The 25157-nt window shown below is 69.5% G+C and carries 20 protein-coding genes, 1 tRNA gene and 4 pseudogenes; 8 read left to right on the top strand and 17 right to left on the bottom strand.

Going from position 1 to position 25157, the window contains the following annotated elements; translation table 11 throughout:
- Window positions 1–13: 13 nt before the first annotated feature.
- From AB0P35_RS25720 to AB0P35_RS25730, 3 genes are read right to left on the bottom strand one after another with little or no spacing between them, the layout of a single operon-like run.
- A complete protein-coding gene (locus AB0P35_RS25720; RefSeq protein WP_363514815.1) occupies window positions 14–1246 on the bottom strand; it encodes an ABC transporter permease in 1233 nt (410 codons plus the stop codon).
- Window positions 1243–1941 carry an ABC transporter ATP-binding protein gene (locus tag AB0P35_RS25725; protein ID WP_363514818.1) on the bottom strand — a complete coding sequence of 233 codons (699 nt, stop codon included), beginning with the start codon at window positions 1939–1941 and terminating at the stop codon, window positions 1243–1245. The genes AB0P35_RS25720 and AB0P35_RS25725 overlap by 4 nt, the downstream gene beginning before the upstream one ends.
- Window positions 1938–3380 carry a peptidoglycan-binding protein gene (locus AB0P35_RS25730; protein WP_363514821.1) on the bottom strand — a complete coding sequence of 481 codons (1443 nt, stop codon included), beginning with the start codon at window positions 3378–3380 and terminating at the stop codon, window positions 1938–1940. The genes AB0P35_RS25725 and AB0P35_RS25730 overlap by 4 nt, the downstream gene beginning before the upstream one ends.
- Before the next feature lie 253 nt (window positions 3381–3633).
- On the opposite strand from AB0P35_RS25730, the gene AB0P35_RS25735 reads away from it, so the two are divergent.
- Window positions 3634–4209, top strand: coding sequence for a DUF6461 domain-containing protein (locus tag AB0P35_RS25735; RefSeq protein WP_363514824.1), 576 nt, complete (start codon window positions 3634–3636; stop codon window positions 4207–4209).
- A gap of 65 nt (window positions 4210–4274) precedes the next feature.
- Here AB0P35_RS25735 and AB0P35_RS25740 read toward each other — a convergent pair whose 3' ends face one another.
- The 6 genes from AB0P35_RS25740 to AB0P35_RS25765 form a co-directional block, all read right to left on the bottom strand.
- On the bottom strand, window positions 4275–8717 hold the full coding sequence (locus AB0P35_RS25740) for a hypothetical protein (RefSeq protein ID WP_363514827.1): 4443 nt from the start codon (window positions 8715–8717) through the stop codon (window positions 4275–4277).
- 114 nt (window positions 8718–8831) lie between these two features.
- Complete coding sequence (locus tag AB0P35_RS25745) at window positions 8832–9743, bottom strand: hypothetical protein (protein WP_363514830.1); 912 nt, start codon at window positions 9741–9743, stop codon at window positions 8832–8834.
- Between the two features lie 5 nt (window positions 9744–9748).
- Window positions 9749–10201, bottom strand: a complete 453-nt coding sequence (locus AB0P35_RS25750; protein WP_363514833.1) for a hypothetical protein — start codon at window positions 10199–10201, stop codon at window positions 9749–9751.
- Between the two features lie 673 nt (window positions 10202–10874).
- Entirely contained in the window at window positions 10875–11036 is a 162-nt protein-coding gene (locus tag AB0P35_RS25755) for a hypothetical protein (RefSeq protein ID WP_363514836.1), read from the bottom strand.
- Between the two features lie 103 nt (window positions 11037–11139).
- Window positions 11140–11343 carry a hypothetical protein gene (locus AB0P35_RS25760; protein WP_363514839.1) on the bottom strand — a complete coding sequence of 68 codons (204 nt, stop codon included), beginning with the start codon at window positions 11341–11343 and terminating at the stop codon, window positions 11140–11142.
- A 176-nt stretch (window positions 11344–11519) separates the two neighbouring features.
- Window positions 11520–11669: a hypothetical protein gene (locus tag AB0P35_RS25765; RefSeq protein ID WP_363514842.1), complete on the bottom strand. Its 150-nt coding sequence runs from the start codon at window positions 11667–11669 to the stop codon at window positions 11520–11522.
- Between the two features lie 413 nt (window positions 11670–12082).
- Between AB0P35_RS25765 and AB0P35_RS25770 the strand changes: the two are divergent.
- Window positions 12083–12143 (top strand): annotated as a pseudogene (locus tag AB0P35_RS25770) (hypothetical protein); the annotation flags it as partial.
- Between the two features lie 102 nt (window positions 12144–12245).
- Window positions 12246–12533, top strand: coding sequence for a transposase (locus AB0P35_RS25775; protein ID WP_363514875.1), 288 nt, complete (start codon window positions 12246–12248; stop codon window positions 12531–12533).
- A 93-nt stretch (window positions 12534–12626) separates the two neighbouring features.
- Here AB0P35_RS25775 and AB0P35_RS25780 read toward each other — a convergent pair whose 3' ends face one another.
- Entirely contained in the window at window positions 12627–13415 is a 789-nt protein-coding gene (locus AB0P35_RS25780) for a dienelactone hydrolase family protein (protein ID WP_363514845.1), read from the bottom strand.
- 373 nt (window positions 13416–13788) lie between these two features.
- Here AB0P35_RS25780 and AB0P35_RS25785 point away from each other — a divergent pair.
- A pseudogene (locus tag AB0P35_RS25785) lies at window positions 13789–14050 on the top strand (flavodoxin family protein); the annotation flags it as partial.
- Between the two features lie 153 nt (window positions 14051–14203).
- Here AB0P35_RS25785 and AB0P35_RS25790 read toward each other — a convergent pair.
- The 3 genes from AB0P35_RS25790 to AB0P35_RS25800 are packed head-to-tail and all read right to left on the bottom strand — an operon-like array spanning window position 14204 to window position 16584.
- A complete protein-coding gene (locus AB0P35_RS25790; protein ID WP_363514848.1) occupies window positions 14204–15283 on the bottom strand; it encodes a DNA polymerase IV in 1080 nt (359 codons plus the stop codon).
- A 21-nt stretch (window positions 15284–15304) separates the two neighbouring features.
- Window positions 15305–15535, bottom strand: coding sequence for a hypothetical protein (locus AB0P35_RS25795; protein ID WP_363514851.1), 231 nt, complete (start codon window positions 15533–15535; stop codon window positions 15305–15307).
- Entirely contained in the window at window positions 15532–16584 is a 1053-nt protein-coding gene (locus AB0P35_RS25800; RefSeq protein ID WP_363514854.1) for an ATP-grasp domain-containing protein, read from the bottom strand. Before AB0P35_RS25800 ends, AB0P35_RS25795 begins: the two co-directional genes overlap by 4 nt.
- Window positions 16585–17695: 1111 nt before the next feature.
- On the opposite strand from AB0P35_RS25800, the gene AB0P35_RS25805 reads away from it, so the two are divergent.
- Window positions 17696–17772, top strand: a tRNA-Met gene (locus AB0P35_RS25805).
- A gap of 643 nt (window positions 17773–18415) precedes the next feature.
- Here the strand turns inward: AB0P35_RS25805 and AB0P35_RS25810 are convergent.
- The gene (locus AB0P35_RS25810) at window positions 18416–20110 is read right to left on the bottom strand and encodes a SulP family inorganic anion transporter (RefSeq protein ID WP_363514857.1); all 1695 of its coding nucleotides are present in this window, start codon (window positions 20108–20110) and stop codon (window positions 18416–18418) included.
- A gap of 171 nt (window positions 20111–20281) precedes the next feature.
- On the opposite strand from AB0P35_RS25810, the pseudogene AB0P35_RS25815 reads away from it, so the two are divergent.
- Window positions 20282–20380 (top strand): annotated as a pseudogene (locus AB0P35_RS25815) (family 1 glycosylhydrolase); the annotation flags it as partial.
- A gap of 823 nt (window positions 20381–21203) precedes the next feature.
- Here the strand turns inward: AB0P35_RS25815 and AB0P35_RS25820 are convergent.
- Window positions 21204–21665 (bottom strand): MarR family transcriptional regulator, encoded by a 462-nt coding sequence (locus tag AB0P35_RS25820; protein ID WP_363514860.1) that lies wholly within the window; start codon window positions 21663–21665, stop codon window positions 21204–21206.
- Between the two features lie 79 nt (window positions 21666–21744).
- Here AB0P35_RS25820 and AB0P35_RS25825 point away from each other — a divergent pair, with 79 nt between their 5' ends.
- Entirely contained in the window at window positions 21745–22116 is a 372-nt protein-coding gene (locus tag AB0P35_RS25825; protein WP_363514863.1) for a VOC family protein, read from the top strand.
- A gap of 430 nt (window positions 22117–22546) precedes the next feature.
- On the opposite strand, the gene AB0P35_RS25830 is transcribed toward AB0P35_RS25825, so the two are convergent.
- The gene (locus tag AB0P35_RS25830) at window positions 22547–23056 is read right to left on the bottom strand and encodes a DUF3995 domain-containing protein (protein WP_363514866.1); all 510 of its coding nucleotides are present in this window, start codon (window positions 23054–23056) and stop codon (window positions 22547–22549) included.
- Between the two features lie 328 nt (window positions 23057–23384).
- Window positions 23385–23783, bottom strand: a complete 399-nt coding sequence (gene tnpA / locus AB0P35_RS25835) for an IS200/IS605 family transposase (protein WP_363514878.1) — start codon at window positions 23781–23783, stop codon at window positions 23385–23387.
- Window positions 23784–23824: 41 nt separating this feature from the next.
- Here tnpA and AB0P35_RS25840 point away from each other — a divergent pair.
- Window positions 23825–24996 (top strand): annotated as a pseudogene (locus AB0P35_RS25840) (transposase).
- Window positions 24997–25157 lie beyond the last annotated feature (161 nt).

Here is a 25157-nt window from a genome sequence, read left to right on the forward strand (position 1 = left end):
CGCACCGAAGCAGTCAGTGGCGCAGGGCCTCGGCGGGTTGAATACGCGCGGCGCGCCAGGCGGGATAGAGCCCGGCGAGCAGACCAGTGACGAGCCCGATCAGCGGGGCGGCGGCCACCGTGACCGGGTCGATCACTGGCGTCCAGGAGCGGGTCAGGGCGACCCCGAGCACGCTGAACACGCCGATGGTGGTGCCGACCAGCCCGCCGAGCAAGCCGAGTGTGGCGGACTCGGCGAGGAACTGCAGGGTGATGTGCCGGCCCTTTGCGCCGAGCGCGCGGCGCAGCCCGATCTCTCCGGTGCGTTCCAGTACCGCGATCAGGGTGGTGTTGGCGATCCCGATCGAGCCGATGACCAGGCACATCGCGGCGAGCAGCAGGAATAGCTGGTTCAGGTCGGAGCCCACGGTGGTGCGCAGGCTCCGTGGGTCCTGCGGCGGTATGGCCTTGTAGTTCTCCGGGTGGGTGGGGTCCAGGGCGAGTGGGGCCTCGGCGGCGATCTGCTGGGCCGCACCGATCTTGGTGGAGATCAGCATCTTCGCTCGGTCGCCGGTCGGTTCGCCCCACAACTTGAGTGCTGTTCCGCGCGGGACGGTTACGGAGAGCAGCAGGTCAGGCTTGCGTTGCACGTCGGCCATGATGCCGACCACCAGGAACGGCCGGTCGTCGATGAACACGGCGGGCTGGGTGTCCAGGGTGGTGAAGCCCAGCCGTCCGGCCAGTGTGGAGCCGATGACGGCGACCTGCTGGCCGGTCGTGTCGTGCCAGGCGTCGAAGGTCCGCCCTTGGATCAGGCGTGGCGCGGTGGCTGCCAACGCTCCCGCCGAGGCGGCGACCACCGGCACCTCCTCGTCACCCGACCGCCCGCCGACCGGGGCGGCACGCACCCCGGCGTCGAGGAGCCTGACGGTCCAGTAGACACCGCCCGCCTCGACGCCGTTGAGGCGCTGGATGCGGGCGTCGGCGTCGGCGGGAAAGGAGAGGGGGGCGAGGTCGGGGCGGGCCCCGCCCGTGTCCTCCACGGTCACCTCGGTCGCCGTGAGCAGGTTGAACCGGGAGTCGATCTGCGCGGCGGCCGTCGCGGTGAGCCCGAGGACCGCGACGAAGGTGCCGACGCCGAGTACCGTGCCGACCGCGGTAAGGGCCGAGCGGGCCGGGCGCTGGAGGATGCCTGCCAAGGCCTCCGAGCAGAGGTCGCGCAGCCGGAGCCGGGACGGCTCCACCTGCGATGCCCGACGCGCCCTCACCGGTCGGCCGCCTCGGTCAGCACGCCGTCCCTGATCACGACAGTGCGCCCGGCGCGGGCGGCGACCTGCGGGTCGTGCGTGATCAGGACAACCGTCATCCCGTCGGCGTTCAGCTGCTCGATCAGGGTGAGGACGGACGCGGCGGTGGCGGAGTCGAGGTTGCCAGTCGGTTCGTCGCACAGCAGCAGGCTCGGCAGGCCGACCAGGGCGCGGGCGATCGCCACTCGCTGGCGCTCGCCGCCAGACAGTCGGGAGGGCAGTGCGTCCAGTCGGTGCCCCAGGCCCACCACCTCCAGGGCTTCTCTGGCTTCGGCGTGCCGTCGGGCTGTCCGGCGGCGGCCGCCGTTCGGGGCGTACAGCGTGGCGAGGGCGACGTTCTCGGTCGCGCTGCGGTGCGCGAGCAGGTGGAAGGATTGGAAGACCAAGCCGATCCGCCGGCCGCGCAGCTCCGTACGCTCGCCGTCCGACAGGGCGGCGGTGTCGAGGCCGTCCAGCAGGTAGCGGCCTGCGGTCGGTCGGTCCAGCAGCCCGGCCACGTTCAGGAAGGTGGACTTTCCCGAGCCCGACGGGCCCACCACTGCGACGAACTCGCCCGGCCCGACGGCAAGGTCACAGGGGTGCAGTGCCTCGACCGGGGGTGGGCCGGGGTAGGTCAGCGTGACCTGTTCGAACTCCAGGACGGGGACGCTGCTCACCTGGTAACCGCCCCCGGAGGGGGCGGGGCGTCCTTGACACCGACGATGACATGGTCGCCCTCCTTCACCGCGCCGTCGATGATCGGGCGTACCTCGGCGCTGCCGCCGCCCACGGTGCCGGGCGTCACCTCGACGCGCCGACGCTGCCCGTTCTCATACACCGTCACCACCGTCCGGCCGTCGGCCGCCGCCGAGATCGCCGACACCGGAACGACCAGCACCGGGCCTGCGGAGGATGCGGCCACGATTGTCAGCCGGACGTCCTGGCCCGCCAGCCGTGGATCCAGCGGAGCATCGGGCTGGACGGTCAGTCGGTAGCCCGCTGGGCCGCCGAGAGCCTGCTCCGCCTGGCCTTGACCCTGCGGCTGTGTACCGCCGCCGGCCTGCGGGACGTCCGCGGTGTCAGCGACCGCGGCGACGGTGGCGGAGGCCTTGAGGCCAGTGACCTCCGAGAGGATCTCGACCCGCTGGCCCGGACGCACCAAGCCGCGGTCGGCGGCTGTGAGCCGACCAGTCACCACCAGCGCCCCCGCGGACAGAGTCAGCACCTTGCCGCTGACCACCGAGCCGACCTTCCCGGTGACGCTGTCCACCCGGGCCGGGAACCCGGGCAGGTAGACGATCTCGTCCGCCGGGACCATCGGCCCGCTCGCGGCCTTCACTCCGGCCGCCCTGCTCCGCAACTTGGTGAGGTCCTCGATGGCGCGAGAGACCTGCTTGCGAGCCGCCGCGACGCCGTCCCGCTGCGGCCCTGCGCCGTCGGAGGCCGAGCCGCCGCTCGGCCGGGGCTGCGCCTGTTGGGCCTTGGCGGTGGCGAGTGCCTCCTCGGCGTCATCAAGGGCTCGCTGCCCGGCCGTCACCGCCTCCTCCGCGGCAGCGACCTGCGTCGCACCGTCTGGCGAGCTGGGCAGCGGATCGTAGCCGCGGGCACGGTACAGGGTCGTCACCGCCGCCTTCGTTCCCTCGCCGAAGGTGCCCGCAGGGTCACCACCGACTTCCAAGCCCAGCAGCCGCAGTGCGCCTTGCAGCTGGGCGACATCCTGACCGGTGGCACCGGGTTTCAGGTCCCGGTAGACCGGCAGCTCGCCCTGGAGCGGGAACACCGGCCGCCCGGCCACCTCCAGCACCGGCACTCCGGCCGACACCTGGCCACCGGCCGCCACAGGCAGCCGGGTCACCACCGCCGCTCGCGCCCCACCGCCCGCCACCGGTGCCACGTCCACCGACTGACCGGCCGTCACCCGGCCCCGGGTCACCACAGTGGAGGTGAGCACCTGGCGCTCCACCCGCGCCGTCAGCACATCCGGCGCGGGTGCGTGGGTCTCCGCCGCTGCCTGGGCGGGCGACTTGATCAGCATCGCCGCTCCGACCCCCGAGGCGGTCAGCAGGACGGACCCGAACGCCGAGAAGACGACCAGGGAGCGGCGTCGTGTGAACACGGGGGACGGGCCTCCCATTGCTAGCCCTGTGCGGCGGAATACACGGTCACGAACGCGGGACGGTCACTACCGCGGATCGCTCGCATGCACTCTATGGCGGTCGGCGATCGCTCTTCCCCCGAATTGCGCAGGTCGCGCTGTGACATAGATCATGTCCGCGTCATCCCGACCGGTTCGGCGGATCGGCCAGAGGACGCGGGGCGTGGCGGTGCGACCTACGATCCGGTACAAGTGCCACCACGTAAGGAGCGCAATGACCGAGACATCAGCGGGAATCAGCTGGCTCCCCGACCATTTCAGGCAGGGCTTCTCGGTGGTGTTCGTCCGCGGCGTGGAGCCGCGGGACCTCCTGCTCCGATTGGGTTGCGAGGAGGGAACGCTGACCGAGCTGACCCGCGAGGAAGCCGAGGAGATCGACGTGGACGAGGACGTCCGCGTCATCCGGGCCGGGTTCTTCGACGGCTGGGGCTACGCGGTGCAGAGCTGGGACGCACATGTTCTGGGCGAGGAGGGCGCCCTGATGGAGCGAATTTCGATGGGGACCGAGGCGGTCATCCTGGTGAGCACGGCCACCGTCCCCTGGTTCGCGTACTCTGCGGGCGGCCGCCTGGTATGCGGCTTCGACCCGGGCACCCCGCTCGGGCGGTACGGCGCCGACCCCGATCGCTTCGTAGTAGCGATGGAGCGCTCTGGTATCCCGGCCGGCGGAGCACCCGCGGAGGTCGAACCGGTCGCAGCCATGCTGCGGATGGCCGAGGCCGAGTTCGGACTGAACCTGCCGGTCGAAGACGTGGTGCGCGGAGCGCTGCTGGCCGGCCAAGTCGACTGACCCCACACGCCTGGGCGGCGGGAAGGAGCCGTCGAGCCCCTCCCCGCCGCACTGAGGCAGTTGCGCTACGGGAGCGCGCAGATGGTCTGGTTGCAGTTCTCGAAGCCCGGCGTCTCCACGAAGTAGGCGTCATTGTCGTGTAGGCGCATGGCCGTGGTGAAACGGCCGAGCTGTCCGCCTGCGCCCGTGTTCTGGCTGAGCGGGATGGCCCCGCGTCCGCACGGCTCCTTCCAAGTGGGCAAGGGGTAACTGGTGTCGTACTTCAGCTGCCACCCGCTGGCGTCCTTAACGGCGTAGAACTGGGCACACTGGCTGCCCGTGGTGACCCGGCCTCCGCTCTGCCGAGACTTGGCGAACGGGTACTCGTCACAAGACGGTTTGTCGCTCGTGCCGTTGGGCGGACCCACCCACGAGGACGGGCACATAGCGGCCCGGTTCGCGGAGGCAATCGCGTCGTCAGCCTGACGGTTGAGCGGCGAGTTGTGCGCCCTACTGCCAGGGTGGCTTTCCAACTTGTCCATCAGCAGCCAGTAGAGCGCGGCCGCTGCCGGGTACTTCTTCGTGTCGATCTTGAGCATGGGGGCGTACCGCGGGAAGACACAGCCCGGCCTGGTCTCGGGGACCTCCTCCTTACCCATGATCACGTCGCAGCGAACCGCCATGTCGGCGTCGCGCCAGGCGATCTCCGGGGTCCGAGAGGAGGCCGGCGAGGTGAACTTGAACTTCCACGAGAGGTCGATGGCCCCGGTACCGCTCGTGCCGGTCCACCACTGGCCGATGCCGTAGGTGAGAGAGTGCTGGTCGCCAGGCGTCCAGGTTGGTGCCCCGCCGGCGATTCGTTGAGTACCGCTCGCGCAGGGACCGCTGCAGGTGGGGGTCCACTCGAGCGTCACGCTCTTCAGCGCAGCGTCAATCTTCTCCGGGATGATCGTCAGTGTCTGGTCGATGGCGTTCTCGTTCTTGTAGAGCTGGATCTTCTGGTAGACGTTCCAACTGGCGGTGCCGACCGGGGCGCCGTGGTCGTCGAACAGAACCACGCCCACCGGGGCCTGCAGGATGCAGCCCACGTAGCGGCTGTAGACCGTGCCGCTCGACGCGCAGGAGACCGCGTCACCGGTGGCCGCCGCTGTGGCAGACGCGGGTGCGGCAACCGCTGGGTGAACAGCGTTCTTGGCGTAAAGATTGGTGACCGTGCGGTGACCCACCGTCACGCACATGGTGGCCCGGCCCGGCTCGGCGGGTGCGCACTGCGGCGACGCCGGGACGGGGCCGACTGTCGCTGTTGCGGCGGCGTTCCAGGTCGGGGTTGCCAAGCCGCTCGGGAAGGACTGGGTCGGTGCTGCGGCCGGGACCATCGGCTGGTCCTCGGGGTCGATGTCCGGGGCGTTCGGGTTGGGGTCGGGGAACGTGATGGTCGGCATGCCGGAGTAGTCGCCGGGCGCGAAGGCGACTGCATCGAACGCGATGTCTTGGCTGCCGTCCGCGCCGGCGGTAATGGTGCTGAGCCGCACCGCCGGGGTGGAGCCCTTGAACTGGAACGCACCGAGCGACACCCAGCGGTTGGTGCCCTTGCCACCCTGGAGCAGCTGGTTCACCGGGGTGGTCTGCTGCCAGCCCTGCGGGGTGCGGACCTCGTAGTGGGCATCCTGCGTCTGCGCGCCGTGGTCGGGGATGTGCACCATGACCATGGCAGCGCTGTCGAGGGTCCGGTTCATCGTCCAGATACCGGTGGCCTTGAGCCGCTGGCCCTTGGCATCCCCGGCGCGGGTGTGACCGAAGTAGAAGTGGCCGCCGAAGCCGCCACCCAGCTGATGGATGTCGATCTTCGCGGGCCAGCCCGCGGTCGGCGCCCCGTTCTGGTCCTTGACCGTCTCCCCCGGACCGAAGTCCATACTGAACGATCCGGTGCTCGTCCACGTTCGGGAGCACCCAGAACGTATCGGAGGGATGCTGTCGTCGACGTCGTCGATGATCAGTGCGCCCGCCGGCAGGCCGGCGGTCGAGCAGCTCGGCGGGTACGAGGTGCCATCGGCTTCCTCCGGGTACGTTCTGTCGAACCTGATCAATTCGTTGCCGCAGGAGTAGTCGCAGTTGTTCTTCCACTGAACTGGCTTGTTCCACCAGCAGTGGAAGTCCGCCAGCGTGCACGGCCCGCCGCCGAGCGAGTTGGATGCACTGGTGCTGATCTTCCCGGCGTCGCAGTTGTTGTCGGCCGTGCAGAAAAGGGCGATCGGTGGCTTGGCGTGCGCCCGGTTGTAGGTGGCCGTCCCAACGGTCTGTGCTGGGCCTGTGGGGCCGTTCCACCAGGCGGCCCGGAATCCGGCGACCGAGGTGTTGGGTGCCTCCAGCCCCTCGACGGGGTGGGCGGCGAAGCCGATGACCTTCTCGGGGTAGGGCCAGTTCTGTGGGTGCGCGGCGTCCGCGTAGTGGTTGTTGCCAGAGGCGTCCTCCAGGAAGGGGTTGCGTGACTCGTCCCACTCTGGGTTGGCCGGGTTGTTGGCCCAGCCGACGCCCCACTTGCCCCCGTGGTTGCCCGCGTCGGCCTGCGGGTAGAAACCGGAGTTGTACGCCCACAGGGCAAAGAACCAGTTTTCGATCTTCGTGTTGTTGCCGTTGTTCACCACCATTCCGGCCCGGCGGGTTTCATTCCACTTCGTGCTGAGGATCTGCATGCCGGCGGCGATGTTCGCGACGTAGTCAAGCGCGACCGCCCGCTGCTGCTGGTAGTCCCAGGCCGCCGCCTTGTCGCCCTCGCGGCCGGCGAGCCGCATGTGGTCGGTGACCTGGGTGACGCCGTAGCCGCAGTCAGCCTTCGACCAGTCGATGTCCCAGTCGTTGTTGGGGTCGCTGTCGTACATCTGGAGGCCGTAGTAGTTGCCGATCAGCGGGTTTGCGGTCTCTCCAGGCAGTGCGCTGCGGGCCGCTTGCCACATGTTCGACTCTTGGGCGGTGATGCCCAGTAGGACCTGCGCCGGGATCCGTCCGCCGCCTTCGAGCGGGATGGTTGGGAACAGCGCGGCGGGCTGGTAGGCCGGCATCCCCAGGTTCTTCCAGTTGCTCGGACGGCCGAGCGTCAGGGTGCCGCTGACCGCCTGGTCCACCGCCCACTCCACCTGGCGAGGCTTGGGCTGGAGGGCTTGGTTGCGCGGGTCGTTGCGCGGTACCGCGCAGGTCCGGTCCGACTCGACGAGCTCGGTGGCCGAGCCGGGCGACGTTCCACTGACGGCGCCCGCCTTCGGCTGGGGCAGCGCCGGTGACGGCCCAGCTGCCTGTAGAGCCGAGGAGCCTGGGTCTACCACGAAAGCTGCGGGTCGACCGGTGTCAAGCACGGTGAGATCGACCGCAACGGGGCGGCCCCGGCCTGCGTCCTCGGCGCCGATTCGCGAGTCGTTGCCGTCGGCCCACGCGGTCTGGTTCACGACGGACCGCCCACGGGTGGACACCACCGCGTCCTTGGGCGCCTTCGGCAGACGGCGCACTACTCCCGGAAGCTTGGCCGCCTTCTGCTTCGTGTCACCGGTCACGTAGACGGTGCCGCCGCTGCGGATCAGGCCCGTGCCCGTCAACGGTCCCTCGGCGAGGACCTCGGGGCTGGTATGGGCAGCATCCGCTGCCTTCAGCTGGGCGGCGGTAACCCACTTCGCGCTGGTGGGGACGGCCGTAGTGCCTGCCCGAGCGTTTGCCGGTGCCGGTGTCCGGTCGGCGGGGCCAGTGCTGTCGAGGAAGACCACACCGCCGTCGCCGTCCGGAGTGAGGCGGTACGGCACCGCGTCCGTCCGTGCAACGGTGCTTCGACGTCCGTCGTTGCCTACCTTGACGAGCTGGGCGCCGGCCGCGGCGACGATGCTGCCGTCCTTGACCGGTACGGCGGAGGTGATCTGGCCCGGCGTCTGGACCGGCGTGCTGACCGTCCCCGTCTCGGTGTCCACCCGGAACAGTCGGGTCGCGCTCTTGTCCTCGCCGGCGGACTGGGTGAGCACGGCGGTCTCGCCGATGCCACAGCCCGGGTTGTAGTACGACAGCGAGGTCTGCAGGGCAAGCTTGGTGACCTTGCCCGTCTCCAGGTCGACCACAGCGGAAAAGCCGCCGCGGGCCATCAACTCCGCCCTGTTGGTGAAGGTCCGCGGCGCGTACACCACTACCGCGTGCCGGCCCGAGCCGGTGACGCAGGCGTTGCCGATCCAGGCGTCGGCGTCGAAGCCGTCCTCCCGGAGGGTGGCCACGGTCTTCCAGGTGTACCCCGTACTCTGTGGGGCGGTCAGCAGATGGAAGCCAGTAGCGTCGCCGGTGGTGGTCCAGGCCCGGTCATCGGAGGACTTCCAGTCCTTCCCTAAGATCTCGGACCGCTTGCCCTCCGGTATCGCGTTCTGCAGTGCTGGGCCGCCGACGGGTGGGGCAGCGCGCCCCCCGCTATCGGCGGCCCGCGCGGCTGGCGACACCAGGCCCGCCAGCACCACAGCGGCGGCTCCGGCCGCCAGAGCCCTCAGGCCCCGCTCATAGGCGTACACGCTCTGTGTTCGCTCCTCTCGATGTCGGATTGCTTCTGTTCCTTGGCGTGCGTCAGCCCACGACGAGGACCCGTCATAGACCGAGTGGTGCATTGCCGTGGTGCTCGACGCGGGTCAGCGCACCGCGCTGCTGTTGCGGATTTCCTGCGCGATGGTCTCCTGCTCCTTCGCGAGGACCAGCTGGTTCTGCTCGATCAATCGCTGTTGGATGACCGTCTCGGTGGCGAACCAGACCTCGATGAGCCTGACTTGGCTCTTGCACTCGATGTCGGCGGTGGTCGTCTGGATCTCCGCCTGGTTCACACCCTGGTTCGCGCTGCTGTTGAACTGGGCCAGCGGCGCGTAGACGTCGGTGTAGGAGTAGCCGCGGTTCTTCATGCAATCCGACCACCGCTGCATTGCCGACTTCACCTCGTTGGTCTCCAGAGAGGTGTCGAGGCTGGTCTTGCTCAGCTCGGAGGCTTTTGTCCCGTAACTGATCTGCAGCTTTTGTCGCGATTCCGCGATACACCCGCCGGAGGACTTTCCGGGTGCGCCGGTGCCGAGGAGGGCGGCCCGTTCGGCCGGGCTGATCGGGACGACGCTCCGGTCCGGGTGCGGATCCACGGCTGACTGCGGGTGGTAGCCGTACTTCGCCGACAGCTCCAGGTCGGAGATCCCGTACCGGCGAGGCATGTTGGAGTCGTTCGAGCTCTCCTGCGGCGTCGTCCCGACCGCGGGCGGTTGATACGTGAAGCCGAGTTTGCGCATGCACTCCGCCGTGAGCCGGTGCTCGGCTCGTTCGATGACGAGTTCGTCGGCGTAGTTCAGCATGTAGGCTTCGAGCGGCAGGGCGAGCCCCTTGGTCAGACCGCTCTGCGGTACTTTCGGCGGGACCGAGGTGTTGACCCCGGCACTCGTCTGGGCGGGAGCCGACGCCGTCCCGGCCTGGGCAGCACATGACGCGCTCAGGACGCAGGCCGCGAGGGCCGCGGCTGCCGAGAGTCTGCGCCAGGGCCCGATCGGATGCGAGATTTCAACGTTCATCACGGTCAGGCCTCGTCTTGGGAAGCGTTGTTGTTCCGCATGTAGGAGACCAGGTTGGCGCAGCTCGCATGGACCATGAATTGGCTCGCGCCCGAGAAGCCCGGCGAGTAGAACACCCGATAGTTGAAGCTCGGGTGGTCGATGCAGCCCGATGCCGCGTTGTTGCGGACGGACGTGCCCTGCCCGGCGCCCTTGTCGGTGCCGCCGAAGACGAAGACCCAGTTGCCGTCGTCATAGTTGTAGACCTTGCCGAGGAACGACGAGGACGCGCCACCCTGGTTCGGCTGATAGAAGAGCGTGAGGGTGCCATACGTGTCGCAAGCGCCGGAGGTTGTCCGGTTCGGACACCACCCCCAGTTGTAGACGACCGCGTGCGCCGACCCGCTGAAGGAGAGCAGGGCCGCAGTGAGGACTGACAACAGGAGCGAAAATTTCGCGACGAAGTTTTTCTTGAACACGTTGAGGAACTCTTTCTACAGGCCGGATTGCGTGTAATTTCGAGCAGGTCGAAGGCCTGTGGAAATGAAAGAGACAGCTGTTTTGAACAGGGCAGGCTGGTGGAACCCCCCCATCCCGCCTGTCGTGAACCCCCACCGATTCGATCCCCCCAGGTCGCCGCGGCAAGTTTTTCGTTGTGCCGCGTCCCTGTCAAGTGGAATTAAATCCGCATGTCGGACATGCAAGCTTTCCACAGTTCGTCCTGGAATCGATTGATGCGGCGGGCGCCGCTCATAGCTGGCGCTTCGTTCGGGCCAGTCCGGGTGTCTCTGGGCGCCGGAAGTCCCCGAAGCTGCCGCACCCACTCTCCCGCCGGCCAGCCGCCCCGCGGCAACGCAAGCCCATGAACGGTGGTCTACCAGTCGCGGCGTGGGTCAAGGTGTTCGTTGTTATGCGGATCAGCGGCGCGCCCGTTGGGAACCGAGCGCCGAAAGCCGGCCGGTGTTCCGGCCGAGCCTGCCGCTGGGCCTCTCCTGGCCCGCAAAGCCGCCGCCCGCACCACCGCGCACCCTGGCGGCGCCGCATGGCCACCTTCCTGGCCCGTTACGTCACGAACTGATGGTGGCAGGCCCCGGATCACTTGGATGGCCGGCCTGATCGGCTTCGCAAGGCGGTGATAACTGGAGCGGTAGTTCAGGGCCCGGCGGAGCCGAAGGCGCAGAAGGATTGGCCAGCGGGGCATTTCGGTTGCAAGGGGGCGGGATCGGCGTTCTTGCCGAGGAAGAAGACGGTCAGACCACTGGAGAGCATCAGGGCCATCCAGAGCCCCATCATCCACCACTGCCACCGCTTCATCACGCACCCCCGGTCTGGACTTGTTCGTAATCACCTTAGCCTCGCGCTTTCACCGCTGGTGATAGGTGATGCTGTGCTCCTTGATCGGGGCGGGGATGGGTGGTCAGTCCCAGGCGAGGTGCTCGCGGACGGCGGGCGGGAGGTAGCCGTCCTCGCCGATGTAGGCGATGCCGTTGTGGACGACGACGTCTGTGCCGACGTAGTGGGCGAACGGCCAGTCAGGGCTGACGGCGAGGCTGACCCGCAGGTTCGGGTTGACGTGCTGGAGCTTGGCGAGCAGGTCGCGGACGGTGACGTACTGGGGCATGACGGATCTCCGGGTAGGACGGGCGAGGTGGGCGGGTGTCCCGGTGGCGGTCACGGGAGGTCGAGGCGGAGCAGGCCGCGCAGGACCGCGGGTCCATTCGGGGTGGGCTGGGTGTGGGTGGCGAGGTGCCGCTTGCGGGACTCGTTGACGTAGCCCTTGCCGGAGTCCTTGAACTGTCAGGTGCCGCAGGTGCAGATGGCCTGGAAGTAGGAGCGGCCGGGGCAGTCGGGGTGGAACGGCTTCCCGGAGCTGGTGTGCCTGTGGTCCGGCGGGCAGACGGAGTCATCGGCGTGATGGTTGGTTGGCAGGGCGCGGTGGGCGGTCATCAGGTCCTCTCGGACCTATTGACCCGAAACGATAAAGTTCCGCGCTCGTTGATCCGGGTGTGACGGATCTGGTTGGGGACGCACGGCGGCTGTCGCCGAAGGCTCAGGAAGCTCTGCGTATGCGGGCGGTTGCGGCGCTTCGCGCGGGCCGGGACCGGCGCGAGGCGGCCGAACTGCTCGGCGTCACCGTGGAGTCGGTGACCGACTTGTGGGCCGCCTAGCAGGCCGGCGGCCGGGAGGCGCTGGTGTCCAGGACCCGCGGCCGGCGGGTGGGCGAGCACCAAGTCCTCGATCCGGACCGGCAGCAGTGTGTCCGACAGGCCCTGATCGACCACCGACCCGAAGACCTCGGCCTGGGTGGGCAGTTGTGGACCCGCGCGATCGTGTGCGACCTGATCGCCCTGCTCTACCGGGTGCGGCTGACCGAACAGGGGGTGGGCAAGTACCTCAAGCTGGGGGCTGTCGTTCCAGCGTCCGGACAAGCGCGCGATCGAGCAGGACCCGCAGGCGGTCCGCGGCTGGCGCGAGGAGACCTGGCCCGCGATCCGCGCGAAGGCCCAGGAGGAAGGTGCCGAGGTGCTGTTCGCGGACCAGACCGGCGTGCGCTCGGACCAGGTTTCCGGCCGGACCTGGGCCCCGCGGGGCGAGACGCCGACCGTGCGCCGGACCGGCAACCGCTTCTCGGTCAACGCGATGCCCGCGATCAGCCCGCGGGGCCGGATGTGGTTCACGGTCTACCGGGGATCGTTCACCGCCGAGGTGTTCTGCGACTTCCTCGACCGCCTGAACAGGCAGTTCGACCGCCCGGTCCACCTGGTCGTCGCTCGCGGTGGGCAGCGATGGGTCGAGGCCGTGATGGCCTGAGGTCGGCTGCCGCGGGAGGGCGCCAGTGCCTCCGGACGCCGGTTCCGTTGGGGGCCCGCTCGCCGTGGTACCGCGAGGACAGTCGAAGGATGCTTACCGCGAACTGTTGTTGCAGTGCGGCCGGGCGAGGAATGCCAGGAGGCGTTGCCAGGAGTCCCGGGCTGCGTCGGAGTGTTCGATCGCGGATTCCTCGAAGAAGTTGTGCGGCGCGCCCGGGTACGTGACGAACTCGTGGGGGCAGCCTGCGGTACTGAGGGCTGCGTCGAAGGTGTCGACGGTGGCGAGTGGGATGTGCTCATCGGCGCCGCCCCAGAAGGCGAGGATCGGGGCAGTGAGGCCCGGGGCGAGCTGGATGGGGCCTGGCGCGCCGTTGAGGGCGTCGGGGTAACCGTAGAAGCCGACGGCACCGGTCAGACCGAAGTGGGGCGCGGCGGCGCGGAAGGCCTGGCGGCCGCCGAAGCAGAAGCCGAGCGCGACCACCTCGGCGACGCCGAGGTCCCGCAGCTGGTTGATTCCGGCGGTGAGATCGGAGTCCAGCGCCTCGGGGGTCAGCGCGAGCAGGTGGGGAAGCAGCTGAGGAAGTTCACCGAATTCCACCGATCGGATTTCCGGATCGGCTCCTGCGGTACGGCCGTAATAGTCGATGACGAGCGCCGGGTGACCCTGTTCGGCGAGGCGGGCTGCGATCTGCCGGTAGAAACCGGAAAGGCCCTTGTTGTCCGGCAGGACGAGCACGCCGAGCCCGGTCGCCACCTCGGGGCGGGCCAGGAAGGCGGCGAACTCGGTGCCGTCGGCCGAGCTGAGGGTGAGCGGCGTGGTCTCGGCCAGAGACCAGAGTGCGCCGGAGAGTGCGGGCGGGGCAGCGTCGGGGTCGTAACACACGGGGATTTTCCTCCCATGAATCGCGGAAACCGTCGGGCGCGGCTACGCCCAACGGTCGACGACATTAGCGACGATTTCCCCAAGATTCTGCCAATCATATCAAGGGGAAATATTATTCGGAAGTGCTTTCGGGTGACATTGTGGTCACATTCTCGCCTATGGGAATTCCGCTCGACCTGCCACAGTGGGCCCGGCGGTCAGCGGCAGTGCGAAGGGGACGGAAGGAGCCGGTCGTCTTCGGCACGGGGATTGCCTTTCTCGCTGGCGGTGGGACGAGGAAGGGCCAGTCGTCGCCAGCGGAATGGCCGGGTGGTGAAGTGGACCTCGGTCGTTCGGCGGGGCTCATTGGTAGCCCGCCCCAGCACGACCTGCGCTCGGGGACAAGTTCTCGGTCACGAAGAAGGTGATCGAGCGGCTGTACGCCTGCTCGTCCGTCCTCAACGCGGCCGGTCAGTACGCCTACTACGGGCGGGTCGGCGGCTGCCTGATCACCGGCAACGAGGACGGCGCGAAGCACTGCGCGATGAACGTCACGGATGCTCAAGGACGCCGGCGGCATCCCCGTGCACGGCAACCAGCGCTCCGAGTGGGACGCCGGCTGCCGCTTCGACTTCGAGAACCCCGAACACCGCTGAGGAGCGCGGCGGTGCCGGACCGGGCGGCGACGGTGTGGCGGTACGTCTCAACGAGCCGGGATCCTTCGGCAGCCCCCACAACGGCGAGCAGGGGGTGGCAGGCCCGGACCGGTGGCCCCAGCCCCCGGGCCGACGCGAAGCGGAAGACGGCTGCTACCCGTCGCCGAACTCTGCGCGCACGCCGAGCAACCGGACCGGCCGGGTGTGCTCGAACCGCTCCAACACCTCCAGCGCTGCGCGCGTGATCTCGTCGGGGTCGGACGTCGGCCCCGGCAGCGCGGTGCCGTGGGTCTGGGTGATGAACGGCGTGAAGCGGACCTTCACCACGACGCGAACGGCCGGGCGGCCTTCGGCCGCCACGTCCTGTGCCACCCGCCTGGCCAGCGCGGCGAGGTGCCGGTCGATCTCCGACCGGTCGACGAGGTCGTGCTGGAAGGTGGTCTCCCGGCTGTGTGAGTGCGCAACGTGCGGGGCGGCCGTGACCTCGGTGCCGCCGGCACCGCGTGCGAGCATCCGATACCACGGCCCCATGGCCGGGCCGAACCGCTCGGCGAGTTCGTCAGGGTCCGCCGTGGCCAGCTGGGCGACGGTGCCGAGGCCGGCCGCGGCCAGCTTCCTCGCGGTCTTGGCGCCGATGCCCCAGAGCGCGTCGGTCGGCCGTTCGGCCATGACGGTCGCCCAGTTCTCCGAGGTGAGTCGGAAGCTGTGCCGACCTGGGGGTACCCCCGACCTGAGGCCGGGGAAGGCTTCCCCGCGAGCGGTCGGCTTGGCGAAGCCGGTGGCCAGCTTGGCACGCAGCCTGTTGTCGCCGATGCCCACGGAGCAGGACAGTCCCGTGTCAGCTCGGACGGCCTCCCGGATCTCGGTGGCCAGGGCCTCGGGATCGTCGGTGTGCGCGCCGACGAAGGCCTCGTCCCACCCGAGTGCCTCCACGACGACGGGGAACCGGCGCAGCGTTGCCATGAACCGATCGGAGATCTTCTGGTAGGTCGGCGGGTCCGAGGGCAGGAACACCGCCTCCGGGCAGTGCTTGGCTGCCAGCCGCAGCGGCATGCCGGAGTGGATGCCGAACTCGCGGGCCTCGTAGGAAGCGGTGGCCACCACTCCTCGCCGGGTCGGGTCACCGCTGCCGCCCACCACGACCGGCCGACCGCGCAGCTCGGGTCGGCGAGCCACCTCGACCGCGGCGACGAACTGGTCGAGGTCGACGTGGAGCACCCAGTTCCCGGACACGAGATCCAGTATCGCCCGAGGTCAGCCGCCGTGCGGCTGCGCGCGTGCTGCCAGGGCGGTGTCCACGGCCGCCGTCGGGGAGCCGACGTGGATCGGGGCCGGGCGGCACGGTCGGGCGCGGGGCGCCGCCGGCCCGCCATCGAGGGTGACGACGCGATCGCGGAGCGAAGGGCGAGAACGGTCTCGCTCCACCGCCGTGGCCTCGGCGGGCCCGACGACCGCGACGTGCGGCGCCATGGCGTCTTCGCTCACGGCGACAGCGTACGGTTCGCCTCAGGCGCGCCGACGGGTGATGGCGGCGGTGTCCGCTCGCGTGCCCGGCTGTCCGGGATCACGGTTTCGGAGAGTGGGATCGCGTCCTCGACCACCGCGAGCCGACCCCCGAGCATCGGCTTCGGTACCTCGCCGGGGTCGCCGCAGAGCAGCATCCGCACAGCGGCCCACGCCAGGTTCACGCCGGTCATGCGGGTCTGGTAAATGCCCGCCGCTGCCCTGGCGTTCACTTCCAGGAGCACCGGTAGCCCTTTCCAGTAACGGAATTGGATGTTGGACAGGTACGCGAGCCGGAAGTGGCCGACGACCAGCCGGGCGAGTTCCGTCACGCCGGGGTCGTCCACCAGTGTCCGGACTCTGCCTGACTTGGCCCGGGCGATCGCGCTCACCAGGGTGCCCGCCGCGTCCGACAGACAGTCGACACTGACCTCCGGCGGATCCAGGTACGGCATCACGATCAGCTCGGGAACGGTCTCGCCCCTGTCCTGGGCGCGCTGCAGCGCGTCCGCGACTGCCGGGACCGACGCCGTCGGCCGTGGCAGGTGCTCGAAGTCCGAAACCTCCAGCGGGGAGTCGTCCAGGAGCCGGAAGCCGTAGGCGGAGTACTCGCCCGCCGGCTTGACGCACAGAGCACTGGCCGTCCCGGCGAACTCCTCGACCGCTTTCCGCAGACCGTCGGCATCGGAGACCACCCGCCACGGGGCGACCGGCACTCGAGAGCGCTCGGCTGCCGCGTACATGCTGCTCTTGTCGGTCACCGTGCGGAGCGTCTCGGCGGGTGCGCACATGACCCTCGTGCCGACCGCCGCGAACGCCTCCGCGCGGTCGGCGAGTGCCACCAGACGCGAGGACGGCATGATCACGTCGATGTCGTGCCGCTGGCAGAAGTCGATCGCGAAATCGAAGAAGGCCTCCTCCTCGCCCGGCTCACGGCCGACCACGTCGCAGGCCGTGAGCGCCGGTGCCGCCGGGTCGGGATGGGTGCCGTAGACACGTACCCGGGCGTGGTCCGGGTTGTCGCGCAGCATCGGGATCAGGTGCACTCGCGCGGGCCAGATCCTGTTGAACCAGATGCGTACGTCCACCGTCCCACCTCGCTTCCGATGCACCGGGACGACCAGGCGCCGTGCCGCGCCATCCGCTGGAACGCAGGGTCCACCCGGGCCGGGCAGCCGATGCCTTCGCGCAGCGCGCAGTCCACCGTTGCTGCGAGTCCATCCTGTCACCGTCCTGCGGCCGAGGCCGCTGCTGGTAACCGTCCAGGTGCGGTGCACGCCTCAGCGTGATCGCCGACCTCGTCGAGCACGCCCTGCGCGACCAAGCCCGGCATCGCGGACCGGGGATAAGGCCCCGGCTGGGATTCGACCGCCTGCTGGACGTCGCCGTCCCAAGCGCCGCCCTGCACCACCCCGCGTCGCCGTCCTGGCAGCTGTTCACCGTCTCCGCTTGCCGTCCGGTTCGCCAGAATGCGTTCACTGTTCGGACGTGCGACTACTGCGGGTAGAGCGGCGTGCGGGCTTGGCGCCGGCGTCGGAACCACTCGCGCGTCTCCATCGGCCCTCCACCGACTCGGCTGGTCCCTGGAGGGCTCCACCAGAAGTGCGGGTCGTGTCGGCGGCGATAGCAGCCGCGGCGGGCCGGGCCTGAAGGCGGTCGTGATCTCCTGGCATCGCCTGCCGCGGTTTTTGCAGATCAGGTATTGGTGACAGAGTGTTCCGCCGGTCTGGCTCGGGGACAACTCCTCGGTCACGAAGAAGGTGATCGTGCAGCTCTACGCCTGCTCTCCGGGCAGGCAGCAGGCCGCGGCGAGCCTTGGAACCGTGAGCAACTCCTCGACCTCGCCCGGCGCAAGGTGGCCGCCTACGTGCGGGCGGTGGACTTCGGGATCGACGCGGTCACCGACCTGCAACGCGCCGAGCAGGAGCTCCGAGGGCTGGAGACCGCGGGGGCGACGCACGCGCGTAGGCGCCGCCGGCCGGCGGGGCGTCCGCGGGAGAGCTCGCCGCAGGCGTTGACCTGTACGACATCGAGGTCGAGGATGCGCCTGCCCGGGCGTGGTGGGGCGGCGCCGGCGCGCGGTGCCGAGCCGAAACGGATTTCCCATGCTCAGCTGCGGTGCCGTACAGTCGTGCCTACCGACGCGGGGTGGAGCAGCTCGGTAGCTCGCTGGGCTCATAACCCAGAGGTCGCAGGTTCAAATCCTGTCCCCGCTACCAACCCCGGCAGGCCTGGCACTCTCAGTGCCGGGCCTGCCGTGTTTGCGGGACATTGCTCTCGCCAGTACCCGGAGTCGACTGCAGCCTGTGACACATCGTCAGTCACGCCTGTTCGCATTGCCATGGCCCCGGTTGCAGCCTGCTGTGGTGGCTGAACAACCAGCACGCCCTCGTGTAGGCGATCGCCCAATTGGCGACGGCCGACCAGGGGCGGCGTCTCACATTGGCAGGCCCGATGCGATGACAGGGTGTTCGACAGCCGAGAGGTCCGGTCAGCGCTTCGGCCTGGTTCACGGTTCGGCTTCGAGGCCCAGGTGCGCGCACCCAAGGCGTCGTCGTACCCCTGGTGCCGCAACCTGATCGCCAGCCAATCCGGTTGCAGTGAGCCGTAGTTGGCCTCGCAGTGGGGATGCCACTTGTCGGGGGCGGCATCAGCCGGCAGGCCGTGGAACGACGACGCCCAACCGAGCGGCACCGCCCTCGGGAGGCGGTGAGCAGGGGGTTCGACAAGTCCTGGAGCCGTCACCAGGTGTTTCGCCGGTGGACGCGACCGGGTGATGGGCGCGATCTCTGCTGCCGACGCGTGCAACGCGACGTCCTGGCGTGCCGGGCGCGCTGCCCGAACCGGCCGCACCTACGGCTCTCAGCCGGGCGGCGGCTCGCCGGTCGCATCGGGGGACCCGTTGGCGGGATACGCCCTGATGGCGTCGATCAGGTTGCCGAAGACGTACTCGGGCGGGATCCGCTGCCACAGCTCGTAGACCTTCAGGGTGTCCACCAGGGACGCGTCGGGACGTGCCAGGACGAAGGTGACACGGCGCGCGGCGAGGAAGTCGAGGAGGCTGTGCAGGCGGAGCCCGGCGGAGTAGTCGACGTCGGCGATCCCCGCGGCGTCGAGCACCAGCCAGCGCACCGGATCGGGTGCGTCGTCGACGAGGGCCCTGACCTCGTCGGCGAAGCGGCTCGCGTTCGCGTAGAAGAGTTCCGCGTTGAAGCGGAAGACGATCAGGCCGGGTGCACTCTCGATCCCGGGCTCGGCGGGCCGGTACGTGGGTTCGCCCTTCTCGGTGACGCCGACCACGAAGTCCTTGGGCCGGTACTCCCGTCGGACGACCTCGAACAGTGACAGCGCGAGGGCCAGCAGGACGCCCTGCTCGACGCCGATGCCGAACACCGCGAAGGCGGTGACGACGGCGACGACGAACTCGTTGCGACGCAGGGCGTAGATCCGCCGGAGGCCGCGTACGTCGACGAGGTCGAGGCCGACCAGGAACACGATTCCGGCCAGCACCGCGAGGGGCATGTCGGCCAGCAGCGAGGTGAAGACCAGCGCGACCAGGAGCGAGATCAGAGCCATCGTGAGGTTGGCGACCTGCGTCCGGCCGCGCTGCTGGTCCAGGATCTCCGTCTTGGTCGGGGAACCGTTGACGACGAAGGTTCCGCTGAGCCCAGCGGCGATGTTGGCGATCGAGAGACCGGCCAGGTCACGGTCGACGTCGACGTGGTCGCCGTGCTTCGTCGCGAAGGCGTGCGCCGTCGCCGCGCTCTGCGCCAGGATCAGGACGAAGCAGGAGAGCGCCACGGAGAAGACCTGGGACACGTCGCCGGGGGTCAGTCCGGACGGCAGGCCGAGCGGAGGGAAGCCGCCCTCGACGGCTCCGACGACCGCGACCCCGTGCTGGGAGGCGTCGGTCGCCCCGGAGACGGAGATCAGCGCGACCACCGCCACGAGGGTGCCCGGGAATCTGGGCAGGAACCGCTTGAAGGCCACGATGACCACGATCGTGGCGGCGCCGTACGCGACGGTGCGCCACGAGATCTGGTCGAGGCGGGTCAGCCAGGACCACTGCTGCTGGAACCAGTTGCCGCGGCCCCTGGGGATGCCGAGCAGCTCGGGAATCTGAGCCGTCGCCACCTGGATGCCGACACCTGTCAGGAACCCGATCAGGACGGCGGCGGACAGGAAATCGGCGAGGAAGCCGAGCCGGAGAAGGCGTGCAGCAGCCAGGATGACGCCCGACACCAGGGCGGTCAGGCCGGCCAGTGCGACCCACTTCGGCGAGCCCGGAATGACGCCGACGATTCCCAGCTCGAGCAGGCCGGCGTAGAGGATCGCCGCAGTGGCGGAGTCCGCTCCGACGACGAGCAGCTTCGACGAGCCCAGCAGGGCGAACGCGATGGCCGGGAGGATCAGCGTGTACAGGCCGGTGACGATGGGCATCCCGGCGATCGACGTGTACCCCATGACCTCGGGGATCGCGACTGCGGACAGTGCCACCCCGGCGAGCACGTCCCGGCTCAGCCATGCCCGCCGGTACCCGCGCATTGACGCGGGCACCAGCCTCGTCCTGCCACTCACGCGGGCACCTCACAAGCAGCCGGGGACCCCCTACGCTCTCATGGTGGCCGTCGGAGGACCTCGGTTCCGGCATTTGGTCCGAGTCCGCGGTGTCGGCGACGACCGGCCGGTGCAGCCGGATCGAGGCGACGGCGACAGGGCGTTCGACGGGCCGAGGGCTACCACCAACGCTTCGGCCTGGTCCACGTCGACTTCGAAGCGCAGCGCCGCACTCCGAAGGTCTCCTACGCCCGGTGCCGCGATCTGATCGCCACTACCGCTCGTGCTGGAGGCCGTAGTTGGAACTCTGTGGGGGAGTGGCACCTGTCAGGCTCGATACAGGGTGGTGGGGCTTCGCGGAGCAGGAGACTTCATGCCGGGGCTGCAGGAGGCGGAGTTCGCGTGGGAGCAGGAGCGCCCGGAGGCGGTCGGCCTGGTCCTGGCGGAACATCGCGAAGGCGAAGTGCCGCCGGTGGGTGCTGTCGGCAGGCGGTCGGTGCGGATCGCGGCGGCGGTGCCCGGCTCGGTGGCGCCGGTTCGGCGTGACGGGCTCGATGTCGGTGTGCCGGCACCGGACTACCGGAGGATCACGGACAACCTGGTCGGCGGGAGCCGGTCGGGCGAAGCGGCGATGAACGCCGGCAGCTCGCGGCGGGGCTCGGTCCGCAGGTGCTTCCCGCGAGGGTCGAGGGCCGCTCATGACCATGCTCATCCGACCGGCGGATCACCTTCGCCGACCTGTTGGCGGTCCTCGCAGTCGCGGGCGAGGCGGCGTGAGTGCATCAGCCACGCGAACGTGTGCTCCACCGGCCACTCTTGGGCAGCGCGGTGAAGCCGCTGGTGCGGTTGCCGCGTGCGACCACCGGCGGGGCAACGCACAGGGCGTCGCGGGCGACCTCCCGGGCCACCTTCACCATGGCGGCGCTTCCGACGTGCCCGGAGTCCTCGACGATGTGGACTCGCGCGTCCGGCCGTGCCCTCGCCGGCTCCCCCGTCGTCTGTGGCGGGCCGCCCAGGCCGTGTCGGCCCGCGAGGCGCCGCACGCGAGCAACCGGCACGTCGTCGTGAGGGCGCCCCGTGCCAGGTCGGCGGGTCATTCCTCCAGGGCTGCCGCCATGTGGTCGAGGTCGGTGAGAAGCGCTGCCATGCGCTGTGGCGGGATCGCCTCGACCATGCGCTGTTCGATGGCGTAGACGGCGGCTTGGACCGCGGCCAGGCTTCTGCGGCCGTCCTCGGTGAGGTGGGCGGGCCGGGCGCGGCCGTGGTCGGCGGTGGCAGGGCGGGTGATCAGTCCCGCTTCCTGCAGGCCCCGCAGGACGACGTTTCCGGACTGCCGGGTGACGAAGGTCGCGCGGGCGAGGTCGGCGTTGGACATACCCGGGTGCAGGGCCAGGAGTTCGAGAGTGGCGTATTGCGGCACGGTCAGCCCGTGCTCGCGCAGGACCTTGTCCATGGCGCCGCGCAGGGCGGCCTGGGCGCGTTTGATCAGGTATCCCACGTGTCGCGTGACGTCTTCCGCGAGGTGGGGTGGCTTGGCCGGCATGCTCTCCATCATGTCAGCATTTTGACATAGGTATCCCGGCCTCGTAGTCTCCGGTATGTCAAAGTTCTGACATGAGAATCGAGGAAGACCCATGCCTGTCACCATCGACGGCCCCGACTTCGTCGCCCTGCAAGTCCGCGACGTGGACGCAGCAGCGGCTTTCTGCGAGCAGCATCTGGGACTGCGCCGGGCCGCATTCTCGCCGCCCCACGCGGTCGTGTTCGACACCAAGCCGACCCCGTTCGCCGTCCGCCGGCTCCTTCCCGGCACCGATCTCGCCGACATCGCACGGCCCGGCCTCGGCGTTGTGCTCTGGTTCCAGACCTCGGACGCCTCAAAGCTCCACGACCAGCTCAGCGCCGCCGGGATCAAGATCCTCACCCCGATCACGGACAGCCCCTTCGGCCCGATGTTCTCCTTCGAGGGCCCCGAGGGCTACACACTCACCGCACACGGAGGCTGACCGCGACCGCCGTCTCCCTCACCCCCGTCGGACCTTTCTCGCGCGCCTCCAGCATCCAGTCCCTGGAGGGCTTCACCCCCGCGAGCCACAGCCACGCGGCGGACGGCCTTCGCCCGGCCTTCCGCGCCGACGACGCGACATCCGTCGTCGCGGTCACCGTCCGGCAGGACCGGCAGGTGCGCGGCCCGCGCGGCCGCGACGTCCTCGACCACCGCCTCCCGCACCTGGGCCGCTGCCTTCGCCGCCGACCCCGCCGGTGTCCAACCGCCGGGCCGCGCCCCGGCCACCGCGGAGGTGGTGGAGGCGGTCGAGGTGCCGGACAGGCACCTCGGGTTCGACACGGTCGACCCTCGCGAACCCTCGCGTCAGTCGGTGGAGCGCGCGATGCGGGTGGTGCCAGCCCGGCTGCGGGGCTGACCGGCCGCCGCGGTCACCGCCGCGGCCGCCGGCGGCCCGGCGTGCGGAGCGAGGCGAGGGCGAAGAGGAGTCCGCCGGTCATGAAGAACGGCTCGTAGAACAGGGCGGCGAAGCGGACCATCGCATCGAGGTCGGCTGTCGTCCGGGTGCCGGCAGCCAGGGCCACCCAGTCCGGTACGGACGGTGCGGCGTGCAGGATGAGCAGTGCCGTGGTGGCCCAGAGAGCGGTGGTGTGGAGCCGGCGCGGCAGGCGGGTGCCCCAGGGCCGAACAAGGGCCAGGGCGAAGGCGGCGGCTGCGGCGCACAGGGGGATGGCGACGATGTCGATGACCAGGAGCGGGGTATTGGCGTAAAGGGAGTGGCCGGCAGGTAAGCCGGCCCGGCCGCCGAGCAGCCAGTACAGGTGGATCAGGGAGAAGGCGGTGGCCCATGCGCAGGCCGCCCATGCAGCGGCCCGCCGGATCGCCGGCAAGGAGACGGTGGGGGGAGTGCCGTCGGCGGCGTGGCGAGCGTCGGTGTCCATGCATCCACTCTCGCCGTCGTGCGGGTGCCGCGGATCCTTCCGTCGAACTGATCCTGATCATCCGTCAGAACGAAGCGGCTCCTCCCCGCGGCCGACACCTCGGCGGGCCGCCCCCGACGACGCCCGGCGGTGCCCGCGGGAGCAGCGGGTTCGACCGCCTCGCCCGGCGGAGTCGTCAAGCGCCGCCCCCTCAGTCCGTAGCCCGCTGCCGGCCGGCTCGGGGTTCAGCGGGATCTTGCGAGGAACCGCGGCCGTTCACGGCCGGGAGGAATGCATCCTTGTCCCGGAGGCGCGGAGCGCCGGAGTTCTCTGCGCCTTGGGGCGGCGGTCAGTCTGGTCGCTTCTGGTTCTCGATGTACTCCTTGATGATCTCCAGGGGTGCGCCGCCGCAGGATGCGGCGAAGTAGCTGGGAGACCAGAAGTGCTCACCCCACAGGTACTTGCGGATGTGGCCGGGAAACTCTTGGCGGAGCCTGCGAGCTGATACGCCCTTGAGGGATCCGACCAGGCGGGAGATCGCGACCTTGGGCGGGTAGTGCACCAGGAGGTGGACGTGATCGCGTTCGCCGTTGAACTCGACCAGCTCGGTTTCGAAGTCGGCACAGACGGCGCGCATGATCTCTTCGCAGCGTCCAAGGATCTCGTCGGTGAACGGACCTCGCCGGTACTTGGGCGTGAAGACCAAGTGAGCGTGGAGGGTGTGGACGACCGTTCGACCCCTGCGAATGTCGGGGTTTGGCTCCCATCTAGGTGACGTAGATCAACGCTATGGTCACCTTCGTGAAGCTCGTGACGCAGGTGAAGCTGTCGCCGGAGGCCGGCCAGGCCGCCGCGCTCCGGGCGACCCTGCGCACGGTCAACGAGGCTGCGTGCTGGGTGTCGGAGGTGGCGTTCGAGCGCGGTGTCCCGCGTGAGTACGAGCTGCGCAGGCACACCTACGCCGAGTTGAAGGCGCGCGGGCTGGGAGCACAGGCCGCGCAGCATGTGATCAAGAAGACCCGTGACGCCTACACCACGTTGAAGGCGAACATCCGCGCCGGGAACCTCGGCAAGCCGGATTCCACGCGGCGGGTCAAGGCGGAGTCCAAGCCGATCACGTTCCGTCCCGAGGCCGCGCAGCCCTACGATGACAGGTGCCTGTCCTGGCAGTTGGACCGGCAGACCGTGAGCATCTGGACGACGGCCGGACGCCTCAAGGACGTGCGCTTCGCCTGCTCGCCGGACGCGCTCAAGATGCTCCGCGACCACCGCAAGGGTGAGTCCGACCTGATCGAACGCGACGGCGTGTTCTACCTGATCGCCACCTGCGAGGTGCCAAAGAAGCCGCTCAATGAGAACCCGACGGGCTTCGTCGGTGTGGACCTCGGCATCGCCAACATCGCCACCACCTCGACCGGGTACCGCGCCGCCGGGCGCGGCCTGAACCGTCACCGCAAACGGCAGCTCGACCTCCGGAAGGAGCTCCAGGCCAAGGGCACCAAGTCCGCCAAACGCCTCCTCAAGAAGCGCTCCCGCAAGGAAGCCCGGCACACCGCCAACGTCAACCACGTCGTTTCCAAGGCCATCGTCACCACCGCTGAACGCACCGGCTGCGGTATCGCCCTCGAAGACCTCACGGGCATCCGCAGCCGGGTACGGCTCCGCAAGGACCAGCGGACCCCCTGCACTCGTGGAGCTTCCACCAGCTCGGCCGGTACATCGCGTACAAGGCCCAGCGGGCCGGGGTGCCGCTGGTGTACGTCGATCCGGCGTACACCAGCCGGCAATGCTCCGAGTGCCACCACATCGACCGGCGCAACCGCCAGTCACAAGCAACGTTCGCGTGCCGCGCCTGCGGCGTCATGATGCACGCGGACGACAACGCGTCCCACAACATCGCCCGCAAGGGCGAGACCGTGTGGACAGCGGGGCGTGAGTCACGCGTCCCTGCCACCCCGTAGGGGTGTCTGGACGGAGGAGCCCACCCAGCAGCCAGTTGGACGCTACCTCCAAGCCCGGTCCTTCAGGACTCCGTTGGGAAATCCGCAAACCGGGCCGGGGATCAGGCTGCCAGGTCGAGGGCGGCGAGATGTGAGGTGCGGGTCTTGCCGAGGGGTGTGCC

Source organism: Kitasatospora sp. NPDC085879, from assembly GCF_040686255.1.
Taxonomy (GTDB): domain Bacteria; phylum Actinomycetota; class Actinomycetes; order Streptomycetales; family Streptomycetaceae; genus Kitasatospora.